The following is a 12,609-nucleotide window of genomic DNA, read 5'->3' as shown; positions in this document are numbered from 1 at the left end:
CATGACTGAAAACATCTCTGTCAAATCCCTGTTCGATACCCATCGCAATAAACTGGCACTTGTGCATGTTGCCGGGAGTAATGGCGAAGATCGTCATATTCATTTCGATGGGCCGCAAATCACGGACGAAGATGACCGGGATGTCTCCTACGTCGGGCACCTGAACTTTATTCACCCACACCGTATTCAAATCATCGGTTACCGTGAAATAGAATACTTTATGCGCCTGTCGCAACAGGGCAGGCATGAGTCACTCAACCGCCTCTACGAGGGCAACCCGCTTTGCATCATCATTGCCAATGGCATTGACGTCCCCGATGACTTTATTGCCCGTTCCGAGAATACCGGCCTGCCACTCTATAGCTCTACCCAGAACAGTCAGTTTCTCGTTAATAATCTGCAATACTACTTGTCACACAGTCTCGCCGAGCGCGCCACCATTCATGGTGTGTTCATGGAGGTCATCGGCATCGGTGTCCTGCTGAGTGGCGAGAGCAGTGTTGGTAAGAGCGAACTGGCGCTGGAGCTGATTAGTCGTGGCCACCGCCTGATTGCCGATGACGCCCCCGAGTTTTCCCGTATTGGCCCCGATACCCTGAGTGGCAGTTGTCCACCACCCATCAAGAACTTCCTTGAGGTGCGCGGCCTGGGCGTACTGAATATCCGTGCCATGTTTGGTGATAGTGCCATCAAAGACAGTAAATACCTACGTGTGATCGTCCATCTGGAAAAGATGGACGAAGACCAGCTGCTGCATATCGACCGTCTCTGCGGCAGTCACCAGAAAAAAAGTATCCTTGGCGTGGAAGTGGAACAGGTCACCCTGCCGGTGGCACCAGGTCGCAACCTCGCGGTACTTGTGGAAATTGCCGTACGCAACCATATCCTGACGCTGAAGGGTTATCACGCTGCCGAAGATTTCATACAACGACAACAACAATTTCTGGAACAAGACAGGGAATGAAACTCCTCATCATCAGTGGCCTGTCGGGCTCCGGGAAGAGTACTGCCTTGCGCACCCTCGAAGACCTCGATTTTTACTGCATTGATAACCTGCCATTGTCGATGCTGCCAAATCTCGCCACACAAATGCGGACCAGCACGGATACTGTCCTTGAGAACACTGCAGTAGGCATTGATGCCCGCACCATGCTCAATGCCAGTGATGACATCCATGACATACTGGAAAACATCCGCCTGCATGGCATTGATTGCCGGATCATTTATTTCAAGGCTGACGATAATCACTTGCTGAAGCGTTACAGCGAAACGCGCCGTCGCCACCCACTGAGCAGCGATAGCTGCTCTCTTGCTGAGGCGATCAGGCAAGAGCGTAAAATGCTCGAGAGCATTTTTGCAATGGCCTCGCAACATGTCGATACCAGTCACATGACGCCGCAAGACCTGCGTGACTTCGTCACTGAGCACATCACTGACTCGGCGCACGGCATGTCGGTGTTGTTCGAATCTTTCGGTTTCAAATACGGCGTGCCGACCGAGGCGGACTTTATTTTTGATGTGCGCTGCCTGCCCAACCCGCACTGGGAACCTGCGCTGCGCCCCCTGACTGGTGCGGACAAGGCCGTCGAGGATTTTCTTGAACAACAGAGTGAAACCCGTAAACTTCTCGATGAAATCGGGCACTTTCTCGGCAACTGGCTGCCAAAATTCGAACAGGCCAACCGCAATTACATGACTATTGCCATTGGTTGTACCGGCGGCCAACACCGTTCAGTATACATGGTCAGACAACTGGCAGAGCTGTTTCAGCAACAACGCGAGAATGTCCTGATCCGCCACCGAGAACTTACATGAGCGTCAGTTTATTAATCATCACCCACGACCAGATCGGTTCAGCCATGGTCGATACCGCCGTGCACATGCTCGGTGTCAGCCCGATGACAATTAATGTCATCGCCGTGCGCCGTGAGCACAACCCCGATGAGATCGTCAGCCAGGCCGAAGACCTGATCGCCAAGAGCGAGGCCACCCTGGTATTAACCGACATGTACGGTTCAACGCCCAGCAATATCGCCTGCCGCCTACGGACCAATCATAATGTACGTGTTGTTGGTGGTATCAATCTGCCCATGCTGGTGCGTGTACTCAACTACCCGCGCCTGAGCCTCGATGAACTGGCCGACAAGGCCGTCAGCGGCGGCCGTGATGGCGTTCTGACCTGCAAAACGGAACAAGATTAATGACCGAAGCCAACGTCACTATTATCAATAAACTTGGCCTGCATGCGCGCGCGGCGGCAAAGTTTGTTACCCTCGCCTCAGGCTTTGATAGCAAGATTGAACTGACCCGTAACGGCAAAACCGTGAACGGCAAGAGCATTATGGGCGTCATGATGCTCGCCGCATCAAAAGGTACCGACCTGACCGTGCGTGCTATTGGCAGTGATGAGGACGAGGCTATTGCAAAGATCAGTGAACTCATCACTGATCGTTTTGGTGAAGACGAGTAAGAGGTAGGTTAATGAGCATTGCACTTTCCGGAGTTGGTGTCTCACGCGGTGTCGCAATCGGCAAGGTTCACTTGCTGCAGCGCGGTCAGCTCGAGATCCCGGAATATGTGGTACCGCCGAAGTTCGTCGACGAGGAAATCACCCGTCTGAAGACCGCAGTGAACGCTGCCCGTGCACAGCTCAAGGCAATTCGTAAACACATCCCCGCCGGCACCCCGGCCGATATCAGTTCCTTTATCGATGCCCACCTGCTCATGCTTGAAGATGGAATGGTCTCTGAAGAACCGTTCAAGCTCATTCGTGAGCAGCAGTGCAATGCCGAGTGGGCCCTCAAGCAACAACGCGATAGCGTGGTTGCCGTGTTTGATGCCATGGACGACCCCTACCTGCGTACCCGCCGCGACGATATTGATCATGTCATCAATCGTGTGCAATCCCTATTGCTCGACGAGTCCAGCCACAGCACCGAACTCGACAGTCGTCTGAAGGGCTGTATCCTCGTTGCCGATGACCTGACCCCGGCCGATACCGTTCTGATGCAACACTACGGCGTGGCCGGATTTGTCACCGAGTTTGGTGGACCGACCTCACACACCTCGATCCTCGCCCGCGGTCTTGGTGTCCCCGCGATCGTCGGCCTGCGTAATGCCCGCCGCTACCTGAATGACAATGAAGAGATCATCATTGATGGCCGCGCCGGTCACCTGATCGCCGGGGCCGATGAACGCATCCGGCGTCATTACAAAGGCCGCCAACGCGAAGAAAAGCGTCGCCTCACTGAACTCAAGGCCCTCAAGGGTAAACCGGCGATCACCCTCGATGGCAAGACCATCAGGCTACATGCGAATATCGAACTGCCGGAAGACATCCCGGTCGTGAAAAAGGCCGCCGCCGACGGTGTTGGCCTCTACCGTACCGAGTTTCTATACATGAACCGCGTCGATACCCCTGATGAGGAAGAGCAGTACCGCGCCTACCGCCACGTGGTGAAATCCCTCAAGGGTGCACCGGTCACCATCCGTACCTTTGACCTGGGTGCCGACAAGCAGGTCGACGGCATCACCAATAACAAGCCTCTCGGTTCTAATCCGGCCCTCGGCCTGCGCGCCGTGCGTCTGTGCCTGCGTGACACCGCGCTATTCATACCCCAGCTACGCGCCATCCTGCGAGCCTCGGCACATGGCCCGGTACGCATGATGATCCCGATGCTCTCCAATCTTGCCGAACTGCAACAGGTCAAACAGTTGATCGACGAGGCCAAGCTGCAATTGGACCGCGAAGGACTGGCCTACGCCGATGACCTACCCGTCGGTGGCATGATCGAGGTTCCGGCCGCGGCCATCTCCGCCAACCAGTTCGCCAAGCACCTCGACTTCATGTCTATCGGCACCAACGATCTGATCCAGTACACCCTGGCTATCGACCGCATCGATGATGAGGTCAACTACCTCTATGACCCGGTTCATCCGGCGGTACTGCAATTAATCCACATGACTATCCGTGCCGCCGACAAGGCCGGCATCCCCGTCTCCATGTGCGGTGAAATGGCCAGCGACCCACGCCTGACCCGGCTATTGCTCGGCCTCGGCCTGCGCGAATTCAGCATGCACCCCTCCGTGCTGCTCGAGGTTAAACGCATTATTAACAACAGCGATACCCGGCTGCTGGAAAAACCCGCACGTAAATCCCTCACCAGTGCGCGGCAAAGTGATGTTGAGAAGATCATCGCCCGTATGAACCTCGCCGATCAGGACTAGATGCTGACTTTCCACTAATGTGACCATCATCGCGTGCAAGCCAGCGTGCAGAACGGTAGAATGGTTTTACTTAGGGTTTGCATTCCACAGAATGCACTGGTGAGAAATCGTAGCATGTCCGAAAATACAGAAAAACACGTCGAGCCTACGCATAACCCTGTTGCCGATGAGGAACATCAGCCGTATCAGCGTCTGCAGGCCTTCTCAAAAATTCTCGAAAGCGGCACCCTCAAACAGATGCGCCGCATGCTCAACGGCCTGTACCCGGCCGAGGTCGCCCACCTGCTCGAATCCCTGCCACAGGATAAGCGCCAGTTCATCTGGGAACTGGTCGAACCGGAATTACAGGGCGATGTCCTGCTTGAGGTCAACGATGACATTCGTGAACACCTCATCAAGCAGATGGAGACCACTGAACTGCTGGCCATGACCGAAACCCTTGAGGCCGACGATCTGGCTGACTTTATCCAGGACCTGCCGGATACCGTCACCCACCTGGTCCTGCAATCCATGGATAGCCAGGACCGCCGCCGACTTGAGGCCGTATTGTTTTACCCGGAGGACAGCGCCGGGGGTCTTATGAACACCGACACCATCACGGTGCGCCCCGACGTCAATCTCGACGTGGTGCTGCGCTACCTGCGCCGTCGCGGTGAAATCCCGGCCATGACAGATAACCTGTTTGTGGTTGATCGCAAAAACCGCTACATCGGCCAGGTGCGCCTGACCGATCTGCTCACCCGCGAACCCAGTCTGCAGGTCAGTGACCTCATCAAGGATGAACTGAAAGGCGTCTCGGCAAACATGGCCGCCACCGAGGTTGCCAGCCTGTTCCAGCAACGCGACCTGATCTCGGCACCCGTGGTCGATGATGACGGCGAACTGCTCGGCCGTATCACCATCGATGACGTCGTCGACGTTATCCGCCAGGAGGCCGAACACTCGCTCATGAGTATGGCCGGTCTGAGTGAAGAGAACGACATGTTCGCACCGGTGCTCACGAGTACCCGCCGCCGTGCTATCTGGCTGGGCATTAACCTCATTACTGCCTTTATTGCCTCCCTGGTTATCTCCCAGTTCGATGCCACCATTGAGAAACTCGTCGCTCTCGCCGTGCTCATGCCCATCGTTGCCAGCATGGGCGGCATCGCCGGTAGCCAGACCCTGACACTTGTCATCCGCGGTATGGCCCTCGGCCAGATCGGCGTCAGCAATGCTGGGCCACTCATCTATAAGGAACTCGCCGTCGGTGCCCTCAATGGTATCCTCTGGGCCGTAGTGATCGCCATCGTTTGCGGACTCTGGTTTGGTAGTGTCCAGCTCGGCATCGTCATCGGCGCCGCGATTGTCATCAACCTCATCTCTGCTGCACTGGCCGGAGCGACGATCCCGTTGTTACTGAAAAAACTTGGCGCCGACCCGGCACTCGGCGGCGGCGTCGTGCTGACCACTGTTACCGATGTGATTGGCTTCATGGCCTTCCTCGGCCTGGCCGCACTGTTCCTCGTTTAACCATTACAGGAGAACGAAATCCATGAAGACAATTTTCAGAACATTCGCTGTGGTAGCAGGCCTGGGCCTTATTATTGCCATCAGTGGCTGCGCCCCCGAGGTCGGCAGCGAGAAGTGGTGTGCCCAGTTGAAAGAAAAACCGAACGGTGACTGGACGGCCAACGAAGTGGCCGACTACGCCAAGCACTGCGTATTCAAATAACTTTTACCCCGGGCGACAGTGCCACAGGCTGTCGCCCTTTTTTCATGCACACCGCCCTGCCCATCCTCTATAGTTTCCGCCGTTGTCCCTATGCCATACGCGCACGGCTGGGGATTTGTTATAGCGGTGTGCGGGTGGCATTGCGCGAGGTCGTACTGCGAGACAAACCCACCAGCCTGCTCGACGCCTCGCCCAAGGGCGAGGTACCGGTGCTGGTGTTGCCCGATGGCAAGGTGCTCGAAGAGAGTCTCGATATCCTCAATTGGGCCCTGGTGTACAACGACCCGCAACACTGGTTGCCATGCGATGCGGCCTCACAACAACAAGCCACGGCCCTCATTGAGGAAAACGACGGCCGTTTCAAATACAACCTCGATCGCTACAAATACCCCGAACGATACCCCGATGAACAGGGCCTAGACTACCGTGCCGAAGGGGAGAAATTTTTACAGCAACTCGAACAAGTTCTGGGACGGCATCGCTACCTGCTCGGTGAGCACCCCGGCATCGCCGACATCGCCATCCTGCCGTTTATCCGCCAGTTTGCCTATACAGATAAAGACTGGTTCGACCAGGCCCCCTACCCATACCTGCAACAATGGCTGGTCGCGTTTCTCAATTCGGAATTGTTTTTAAGTGTGATGCAGAAATATCCGGCCTGGCAGCCGGATGATGCCCCGACCTGGTTTCCTTGAAATATATAAGATAGACAGTATAAAAGATCACAAGCCCAACGCAGAGTCGCAAAGTTCGCAGAGATAATTTAATTAAAACCCTTTGCGTCCTCAGCGACTCTGCGTTGGGCCTTTTAACTAACGTCAACGCGAAGTCTTCTTGCTAGCTGGTTTACGCCGTGTATTCGCCTTGGCCTTTACCATGGGTCGGGCACGGCCCTTGGCTGCAGCCTTTTTAGCGACCTTCTTCCTGCCCGCGACTTTCTTACCGCCAGTTTTGTTAGCGATAGCCTTCTTACCTGCTGTCTTCTTGCCGCGTTTCGCCTGCGCGGCCTGTTTTTTCTCCTCGGCATAACTGCGCGCACCCTCCGGGCGGCCACCGGTGCCAGCCGGCTGCCAGCTTGGCACGAGATGCTGCTTGCCGTTGCCAATCAGGTCTGAACGCCCCATGCGCTTTAAGGCCGCACGCAGCATCGGCCAGTTCTCGGCATCGTGGTAGCGCAGGAAGGCCTTGTGCAGGCGGCGGCGTTTGTCACCGCGCACCACGCTGACGCGTTCCGAGCTTCTATCGACTTTCTTTAACGGGTTCTTGCCCGTGTGGTACATGGCCGAGGCGATCGCCAATGGCGTCGGCAGGAAGGCCTGTACCTGGTCGGGGCGAAACTTGTTTCGCTTTAGCCACAGCGCAAGGTTTAGCATGTCTTCATCGGTGGTGCCCGGGTGGGCAGAGATGAAATACGGGATCAGGTACTGCTCCTTGCCTACTTCTTTAGAATACTTCTCGAACATTTCCTTGAACTTGTCATAGCTGCCGATACCCGGCTTCATCATCTTGCTCAGCGGGCCCTGCTCGGTATGCTCGGGTGCGATCTTCAGGTAACCACCAACGTGATGTTGTACGAGTTCTTTCACATACTCGGGCGAACGTATGGCCAGGTCGTAACGCAGACCAGAGGCGATAAAGATCTTCTTGATGCCCTTGAGCTTGCGCGCACGACGATAAAGATGAATCAACGGCTTGTGGTCCGTATTCAGGTTGCTACAGATATCCGGATAAACACAAGATGGCAGACGGCAGGCTGATTCAATCTTCTCACTCTTGCAGGCCAGGCGATACATGTTTGCCGTTGGTCCGCCGAGGTCTGAGATGTTGCCGGTAAAGCCCGGCACCGTGTCGCGGATGGTCTCGATCTCGTGAATGATCGAGTCCTCCGAACGGCTCTGGATGATCCGGCCCTCGTGCTCGGTGATCGAACAGAAGGTACAGCCGCCAAAACAGCCGCGCATGATATTGACCGAGAAGCGGATCATCTCCCAGGCCGGCAACTTCGCCTCGCCATAGGCCGGATGTGGCAGGCGCGTGTAAGGCAATTCAAACAGGCGATCAAACTCAGCCGAACTCAGCGGGATCGGCGGCGGATTCAGCCACACCATACGCTTGCCATGCTGCTGCATAAGGGCACGGGCATTACCGGGATTGGTCTCCAGGTGGAAAACCCGCGAGGCATGGGCGTAAAGGACCTTGTCGCCGGCGACCTGTTCAAACGACGGCAGGCGTAGCGCGGTCTTGTCACGGTTGAGTTTCACACGCCGCACATCGAGCTGGACGATCGTACTGGTATCACTGGCCGGCGGTGTGGCTTCGGCCCGCGAGGCCTGTGCGCAGTCTGGTTCCGAGGCATAGGGATCAGGGTGTTGTTCGATCCGGCCCGGCTGGTCGACATCCGTGGAATCGACCACCGCCCAGTCGGCTGGCGCGGCCTGGCGCATATAGGCCGTGCCACGCACATCAGTGATCTCGGCAATGGCCTCGCCGTTGGCGAGGCGGTGGGCGATCTCGGTAATGGCGCGCTCGGCATTGCCATAGACGAGCAGGTCGGCCTTCGAGTCCGGCAGAATCGACTTGCGTACTTTTCCTGACCAATGATCGTAATGCGCGATACGGCGCAGGCTGGCCTCAATGCCGCCGATGATCACCGGCACGCCCTTATAGGCCTCACGCACACGTTGGCTGTAGACCACCACCGAGCGGTCCGGGCGCTTGCCCGCCGCACCATCGGGGGTATAGGCATCATTATGCCGCAGGCGACGATCCGCTGTGTACCGATTTACCATCGAATCCATATTACCGGCCGTGATGCCAAAGAACAGGTTCGGTTGGCCCAGTTCCATGAAGGCATTTTTATCCTGCCAGTCCGGCTGGGCAATGATGCCGACCCGAAAGCCTTGCGCCTCCAGCAGGCGACCAATCATCGCCATGCCGAAGCTCGGGTGGTCGACGTAGGCATCGCCGGTAACGAGGATAATATCGCAACTATCCCAGCCGAGCGCATCCATCTCTGTGCGTGTCATCGGCAATACCGGCGCACTACCGAAGCGCTTGGCCCAGTACTGGCGATGGGAAAAGATGTTAGTGGCTGTTTGCATAGGAAACGACTGAAATGGCGGTGGAGCCGTATGAACAAGGACGGATTATAGCGTATTTTGCAGCAAAACAGGCAGCCGCAATAACCTTCGACTTGACAGGGATTTATGCGGAGTGAGACTGATAAGGGGCGGGTAGTTAACCGAAATCCACTGCTGTATTTAATCTCTCAGCCGCTATCCAGTACCTTATTGAGAGGACAGCTATGCACCGTAACTATAATTAGATATCAGGGAGGAAACTGATTATGACAAAAGGAACTCGTCTTTTTTTTAAGACTCTTTTTTTAAGACAATTAGAGGCACTTAATATAATCGTACAGATTGTCGCTATTATTGTTGCAGGTTTCTGGACATAATGGTCCCCTATCTCATCCCACTAGTCTTTATCAAGTAACCCCTGCGCAACCACTTTACAACTCTCCAGCAATTGTTCAGTCATTGCTTTATCGTTCAGGGCCCTGGCTACAGCCACTCCACCGATCATCATAGCTGTGATAGCCAGCATTCTATTCTCGTCACAAGCTGAATAACTCTTCACATAATTCAATATTCGTTTGTTCATACCTTTAAACACTTTTGTATAAGTCGTTCTGACTGCCGGTTCACGTACTGCCACATCAGTGGTCAGAAAGGCCAAAGGGCAAGGTGCAATATCGAAGTCCAGGTGGGCTGTGCTCAAATATCCGTTCAGGAGTGACGTCAGCCATGATTGTTCATCCATGTCATCCGGTTTTTGCTGTATCAGTCGTGTATTTAAGGCGGCACTGAGTATGGCCACCTGATATAGCTCACTCTTGCTGGAAAAGTGCGCATAAAAGGCGCCCCGCGTCATCTCGGCCTCGTTCATGACCTGGTCGATCGAGGTATTATCAAAACCCTGATGGGTAAATAATTTGACGGCACTTTCGAGGATTTTTTGCCTGCTGCGTTGTTTGTGTGCGACTGAACGCGGCATAGCCAGTTCCTTATGGATTAAATATGATATGGAACATATTATAATAGCCCGTACCATGATGCTTCTATTTTTAAACACGAACAGGAGTTGTCATGCAACAGCATTGGATGTTATTTCCGGTGATCGGAATGGTGTTTCTTAGCTTGTATGTCGGGCTAAGGATGCTCGCCCTGAGGATAAGGGCGGTACGCGAGGATAACCTGAGCCCGGCCTATTTCCTCCTCAACCGGGGCGGAAAACCACCGGAATACCTTACCAAGGTAAGCCAGAATTACGACAACCAGTTTGAGCAGCCGGTACTATTTTATGTCGTGGTGATTCTGGTCCTGGTCATGGAGCGGGGCGACTATGTCTACCTGGCCCTGGCGTGGTCATACTTTATAATGCGTATCTTACATACCGTCATTCATACGACCTATAATAATATTTTTCATCGTAGAAATGCCTTTCTGCTCAGTGTGCTGGCGCTGTATGTGATGTGGGGCATCTTGTTCATACAATTATTACACGCCTAAGCCTGCCAGCGAGGCCGGTAGTGGTTTACCGCTTGCATAGGTGGTATGCGATGCATGACTACGTATCCCATTGAGGCGGTTCGGCCGGCTCTGAAAAGGAAGACTATTGCATGCAGAGAGTGATTATTTTTGGTAACTCCGGGGCGGGCAAGACAACCCTGGCAAAGGCCTTAGGCGAAGAGTTCAACCTGGCGCACCTGGATTTGGATACTCTTGCCTGGCGCAGTACGGCACCGCCGGAAAGACGGGCTATTGCCGAAAGTGCTATAGAGTTTGAAAAATTTCTGTCAGCACATACGGCTTGGGTTATTGAAGGCTGTTATGCCGATTTGATCGAACTGGCCACTCCTCATGCCACGGAGATCATCTTCCTGAATCCCGGTATTGAGGCCTGTATCAATCATTGCAAAAACAGGCCGTGGGAGCCGCATAAATACAAATCAAAGGCCGAACAGGATGCAAATTTAGACATGCTCATCACCTGGGTAAAACAGTATGACACCAGGGATGATGAGTTTTCGCTGACGGCGCACAAGAAGATATTTACATCCTTTCATGGCAAAAAGACTGAACTTGGTGCGCCTGTAAGCAATACACAAGCCTAGTCTGCAAGCTTAGTAGAGCGAGACAAAGCCCCCTTCTCCCTCATCCAGACGCAACAGGTCCCCTGTCATCATGTCGTAATACCAGCCATGCAATTGCAGGCTGTTTTGTTCTACTCGTTCCCGTATCCAGGGGAAGGTCTTCAGGTTGGCCAGTGATATGCCTATCGCATCCAGTTCACAGGCATGGGCGCGCTCGTCGAAAGTCTGCAGGTCGTCCCGGGCCATGGCCCGTTCGCAGGCCTCATCGGCGATACTCATCCAGGAGGCGATAAAGCCGTCCTCATGCTTATGTGCCTGCCCTTCCAGCAATGCGCGGATCCCGCCACAGCGGGCATGACCGAGGACAATGAGGTGCTCGACCGCCAGGTCGCATACCGCGAATTGCAGGGCGGCACTGGTGCCGTGCCAGCTGCGCTCACCCTGCCCCTCACAGGGCGGCACCAGGTTGGCAACATTGCGTATGACGAACAACTCACCGGTTGTGCTATCGGTGATGACGGCCGGGTCGACACGTGAATCACAACAGGCCACCACGGCTATCTTTGGGGATTGCCTCAGGCGGGCAAACTCATCACGATTGGTTTCGTAGTAACCGCCGCGAAAACGGCGGTATCCCGCGATTAGATCATCAATAGCACTCACTATTAGATTCCTTCCGAAAAAATACCTTACTTAACGAACCCGGCCACACCCTGCTGCAGAAGGGTATGGCCGCTTTGTCTATATGTCTTTTCAATGCCCTGGTAGGGGATGGCTATTGTGTCATGTGTGGTAGAGGCTGTCGCCCCGGCCTTGAGAAAATTTTAGTCTTCGCCATTCATAAAACCGAGCAGGTGCAGCAGACTGGTGAACAGGTTGAAGATGGAGACATACAGGGTCACAGTCGCCATGATGTAGTTGGTTTCACCGCCATGGATGATGTTGCTGGTTTCATAGAGGATCAGGCCGCCCATGAGCAAGACGAACATGGCTGACACCGCTAGGGATAATGCCGGGATTTCGAAAAATATCGCCCCGAGCCCGCCAAGGAAGGCCACCAGGATACCCACCATCAGGAATCCGCCCATGAAACTGAAGTCCTTGCGACTGACCAGCGCGTAGCCTGACAGGCCGAGGAAGATGGCGCCGGTCGCCCCCATAGCCGTCATCACCACCTGGCCACCATTGGGCAGGGCCAGATAGGCATTGAGGATAGGTCCAAGCGTGTAACCCATGAAACCGGTCAGGGCGAAGACGAAGGCAAGCCCCAGGCTGCTGTTACGGAATTTTGCGGTGGCAAACAACAGGCCGAAATAGCCACCGAGAGTGAGCAATATCCCCGGATGGGGCAGATTCAGCGTCATCGAGACAGCGGCTGTCAGCGCACTGAACAGCAGCGTCATGGACAACAGCGTGTAGGTGTTACGGATCACCTTGTTGCTGGCCAGGACGGCCGTCTGTGTACGGGCGGTGGCATTTGTCAGTGATGTGTTCATGGCGGCGTATTTCCTGT

General features: G+C 54.8%; 14 protein-coding genes. 10 read left to right on the top strand and 4 right to left on the bottom strand.

Going from position 1 to position 12,609, the window contains the following annotated elements; translation table 11 throughout:
• The first annotated feature begins 1 nt into the window (after position 1).
• From hprK to EL386_RS03265, 8 genes are all read left to right on the top strand, one after another.
• Positions 2-964: an HPr(Ser) kinase/phosphatase gene (gene hprK, locus EL386_RS03300; RefSeq protein ID WP_126453378.1), complete on the top strand. Its 963-nt coding sequence runs from the start codon at positions 2-4 to the stop codon at positions 962-964.
• Positions 961-1,815, top strand: coding sequence for an RNase adapter RapZ (gene rapZ / locus EL386_RS03295; protein ID WP_126453375.1), 855 nt, complete (start codon positions 961-963; stop codon positions 1,813-1,815). The genes hprK and rapZ overlap by 4 nt, the downstream gene beginning before the upstream one ends.
• Positions 1,812-2,201 (top strand): PTS sugar transporter subunit IIA, encoded by a 390-nt coding sequence (locus EL386_RS03290; protein WP_126453372.1) that lies wholly within the window; start codon positions 1,812-1,814, stop codon positions 2,199-2,201. The genes rapZ and EL386_RS03290 overlap by 4 nt, the downstream gene beginning before the upstream one ends.
• A complete protein-coding gene (locus EL386_RS03285) occupies positions 2,201-2,470 on the top strand; it encodes an HPr family phosphocarrier protein (RefSeq protein ID WP_126453369.1) in 270 nt (89 codons plus the stop codon). Before EL386_RS03290 ends, EL386_RS03285 begins: the two co-directional genes overlap by 1 nt.
• An 11-nt stretch (positions 2,471-2,481) precedes the next feature.
• Positions 2,482-4,227 carry a phosphoenolpyruvate--protein phosphotransferase gene (gene ptsP, locus EL386_RS03280; RefSeq protein WP_126453366.1) on the top strand — a complete coding sequence of 582 codons (1,746 nt, stop codon included), beginning with the start codon at positions 2,482-2,484 and terminating at the stop codon, positions 4,225-4,227.
• Between the two features lie 114 nt (positions 4,228-4,341).
• On the top strand, positions 4,342-5,739 hold the full coding sequence (gene mgtE / locus EL386_RS03275) for a magnesium transporter (RefSeq protein WP_126453363.1): 1,398 nt from the start codon (positions 4,342-4,344) through the stop codon (positions 5,737-5,739).
• A 22-nt stretch (positions 5,740-5,761) separates the two neighbouring features.
• Positions 5,762-5,941: a DUF3012 domain-containing protein gene (locus tag EL386_RS03270; RefSeq protein ID WP_126453361.1), complete on the top strand. Its 180-nt coding sequence runs from the start codon at positions 5,762-5,764 to the stop codon at positions 5,939-5,941.
• Positions 5,942-5,985: 44 nt separating this feature from the next.
• Positions 5,986-6,636 carry a glutathione S-transferase gene (locus EL386_RS03265; protein WP_126453358.1) on the top strand — a complete coding sequence of 217 codons (651 nt, stop codon included), beginning with the start codon at positions 5,986-5,988 and terminating at the stop codon, positions 6,634-6,636.
• A gap of 123 nt (positions 6,637-6,759) precedes the next feature.
• Here EL386_RS03265 and EL386_RS03260 read toward each other — a convergent pair whose 3' ends face one another.
• Positions 6,760-9,042: a YgiQ family radical SAM protein gene (locus EL386_RS03260; RefSeq protein WP_126453355.1), complete on the bottom strand. Its 2,283-nt coding sequence runs from the start codon at positions 9,040-9,042 to the stop codon at positions 6,760-6,762.
• A 376-nt stretch (positions 9,043-9,418) separates the two neighbouring features.
• Positions 9,419-9,997 (bottom strand): TetR/AcrR family transcriptional regulator, encoded by a 579-nt coding sequence (locus tag EL386_RS03255; RefSeq protein WP_172597602.1) that lies wholly within the window; start codon positions 9,995-9,997, stop codon positions 9,419-9,421.
• Between the two features lie 92 nt (positions 9,998-10,089).
• Between EL386_RS03255 and EL386_RS03250 the strand changes: the two genes are divergently transcribed.
• Together EL386_RS03250 and EL386_RS03245 are read left to right on the top strand one after the other, a co-directional pair.
• Entirely contained in the window at positions 10,090-10,512 is a 423-nt protein-coding gene (locus EL386_RS03250) for an MAPEG family protein (protein WP_126453350.1), read from the top strand.
• Positions 10,513-10,631: 119 nt separating this feature from the next.
• Positions 10,632-11,117, top strand: a complete 486-nt coding sequence (locus tag EL386_RS03245; RefSeq protein WP_197722141.1) for a P-loop NTPase family protein — start codon at positions 10,632-10,634, stop codon at positions 11,115-11,117.
• Between the two features lie 9 nt (positions 11,118-11,126).
• Here the strand turns inward: EL386_RS03245 and EL386_RS03240 are convergent, their stop codons facing one another.
• Both EL386_RS03240 and EL386_RS03235 read right to left on the bottom strand, forming a co-directional pair.
• Positions 11,127-11,759, bottom strand: a complete 633-nt coding sequence (locus EL386_RS03240; RefSeq protein WP_126453344.1) for a carbonic anhydrase — start codon at positions 11,757-11,759, stop codon at positions 11,127-11,129.
• Between the two features lie 161 nt (positions 11,760-11,920).
• Positions 11,921-12,592, bottom strand: coding sequence for a Bax inhibitor-1/YccA family protein (locus EL386_RS03235; RefSeq protein ID WP_126453341.1), 672 nt, complete (start codon positions 12,590-12,592; stop codon positions 11,921-11,923).
• Positions 12,593-12,609: the final 17 nt, after the last annotated feature.

Origin of the sequence: Sulfuriflexus mobilis (genome assembly GCF_003967195.1) — a bacterium.
In the GTDB taxonomy this organism is placed as follows: domain Bacteria; phylum Pseudomonadota; class Gammaproteobacteria; order AKS1; family AKS1; genus Sulfuriflexus; species Sulfuriflexus mobilis.
The sequence above is the reverse complement of the archived record's forward strand: the minus strand, read 5'-3'. Positions and strand labels throughout refer to the sequence as shown.

What these genes read in the sequence shown, in the direction of transcription:
- hprK (WP_126453378.1), top strand. Translation starts at nt 2, where the DNA reads ATGACTGAAAACATCTCTGTCAAATCCCTGTTCGATACCCATCGCAAT.
- rapZ (WP_126453375.1), top strand. Translation starts at nt 961, where the DNA reads ATGAAACTCCTCATCATCAGTGGCCTGTCGGGCTCCGGGAAGAGTACT.
- EL386_RS03290 (WP_126453372.1), top strand. Translation starts at nt 1,812, where the DNA reads ATGAGCGTCAGTTTATTAATCATCACCCACGACCAGATCGGTTCAGCC.
- EL386_RS03285 (WP_126453369.1), top strand. Translation starts at nt 2,201, where the DNA reads ATGACCGAAGCCAACGTCACTATTATCAATAAACTTGGCCTGCATGCG.
- ptsP (WP_126453366.1), top strand. Translation starts at nt 2,482, where the DNA reads ATGAGCATTGCACTTTCCGGAGTTGGTGTCTCACGCGGTGTCGCAATC.
- mgtE (WP_126453363.1), top strand. Translation starts at nt 4,342, where the DNA reads ATGTCCGAAAATACAGAAAAACACGTCGAGCCTACGCATAACCCTGTT.
- EL386_RS03270 (WP_126453361.1), top strand. Translation starts at nt 5,762, where the DNA reads ATGAAGACAATTTTCAGAACATTCGCTGTGGTAGCAGGCCTGGGCCTT.
- EL386_RS03265 (WP_126453358.1), top strand. Translation starts at nt 5,986, where the DNA reads ATGCACACCGCCCTGCCCATCCTCTATAGTTTCCGCCGTTGTCCCTAT.
- EL386_RS03260 (WP_126453355.1), bottom strand. Translation starts at nt 9,042, where the DNA reads ATGCAAACAGCCACTAACATCTTTTCCCATCGCCAGTACTGGGCCAAG.
- EL386_RS03255 (WP_172597602.1), bottom strand. Translation starts at nt 9,997, where the DNA reads ATGCCGCGTTCAGTCGCACACAAACAACGCAGCAGGCAAAAAATCCTC.
- EL386_RS03250 (WP_126453350.1), top strand. Translation starts at nt 10,090, where the DNA reads ATGCAACAGCATTGGATGTTATTTCCGGTGATCGGAATGGTGTTTCTT.
- EL386_RS03235 (WP_126453341.1), bottom strand. Translation starts at nt 12,592, where the DNA reads ATGAACACATCACTGACAAATGCCACCGCCCGTACACAGACGGCCGTC.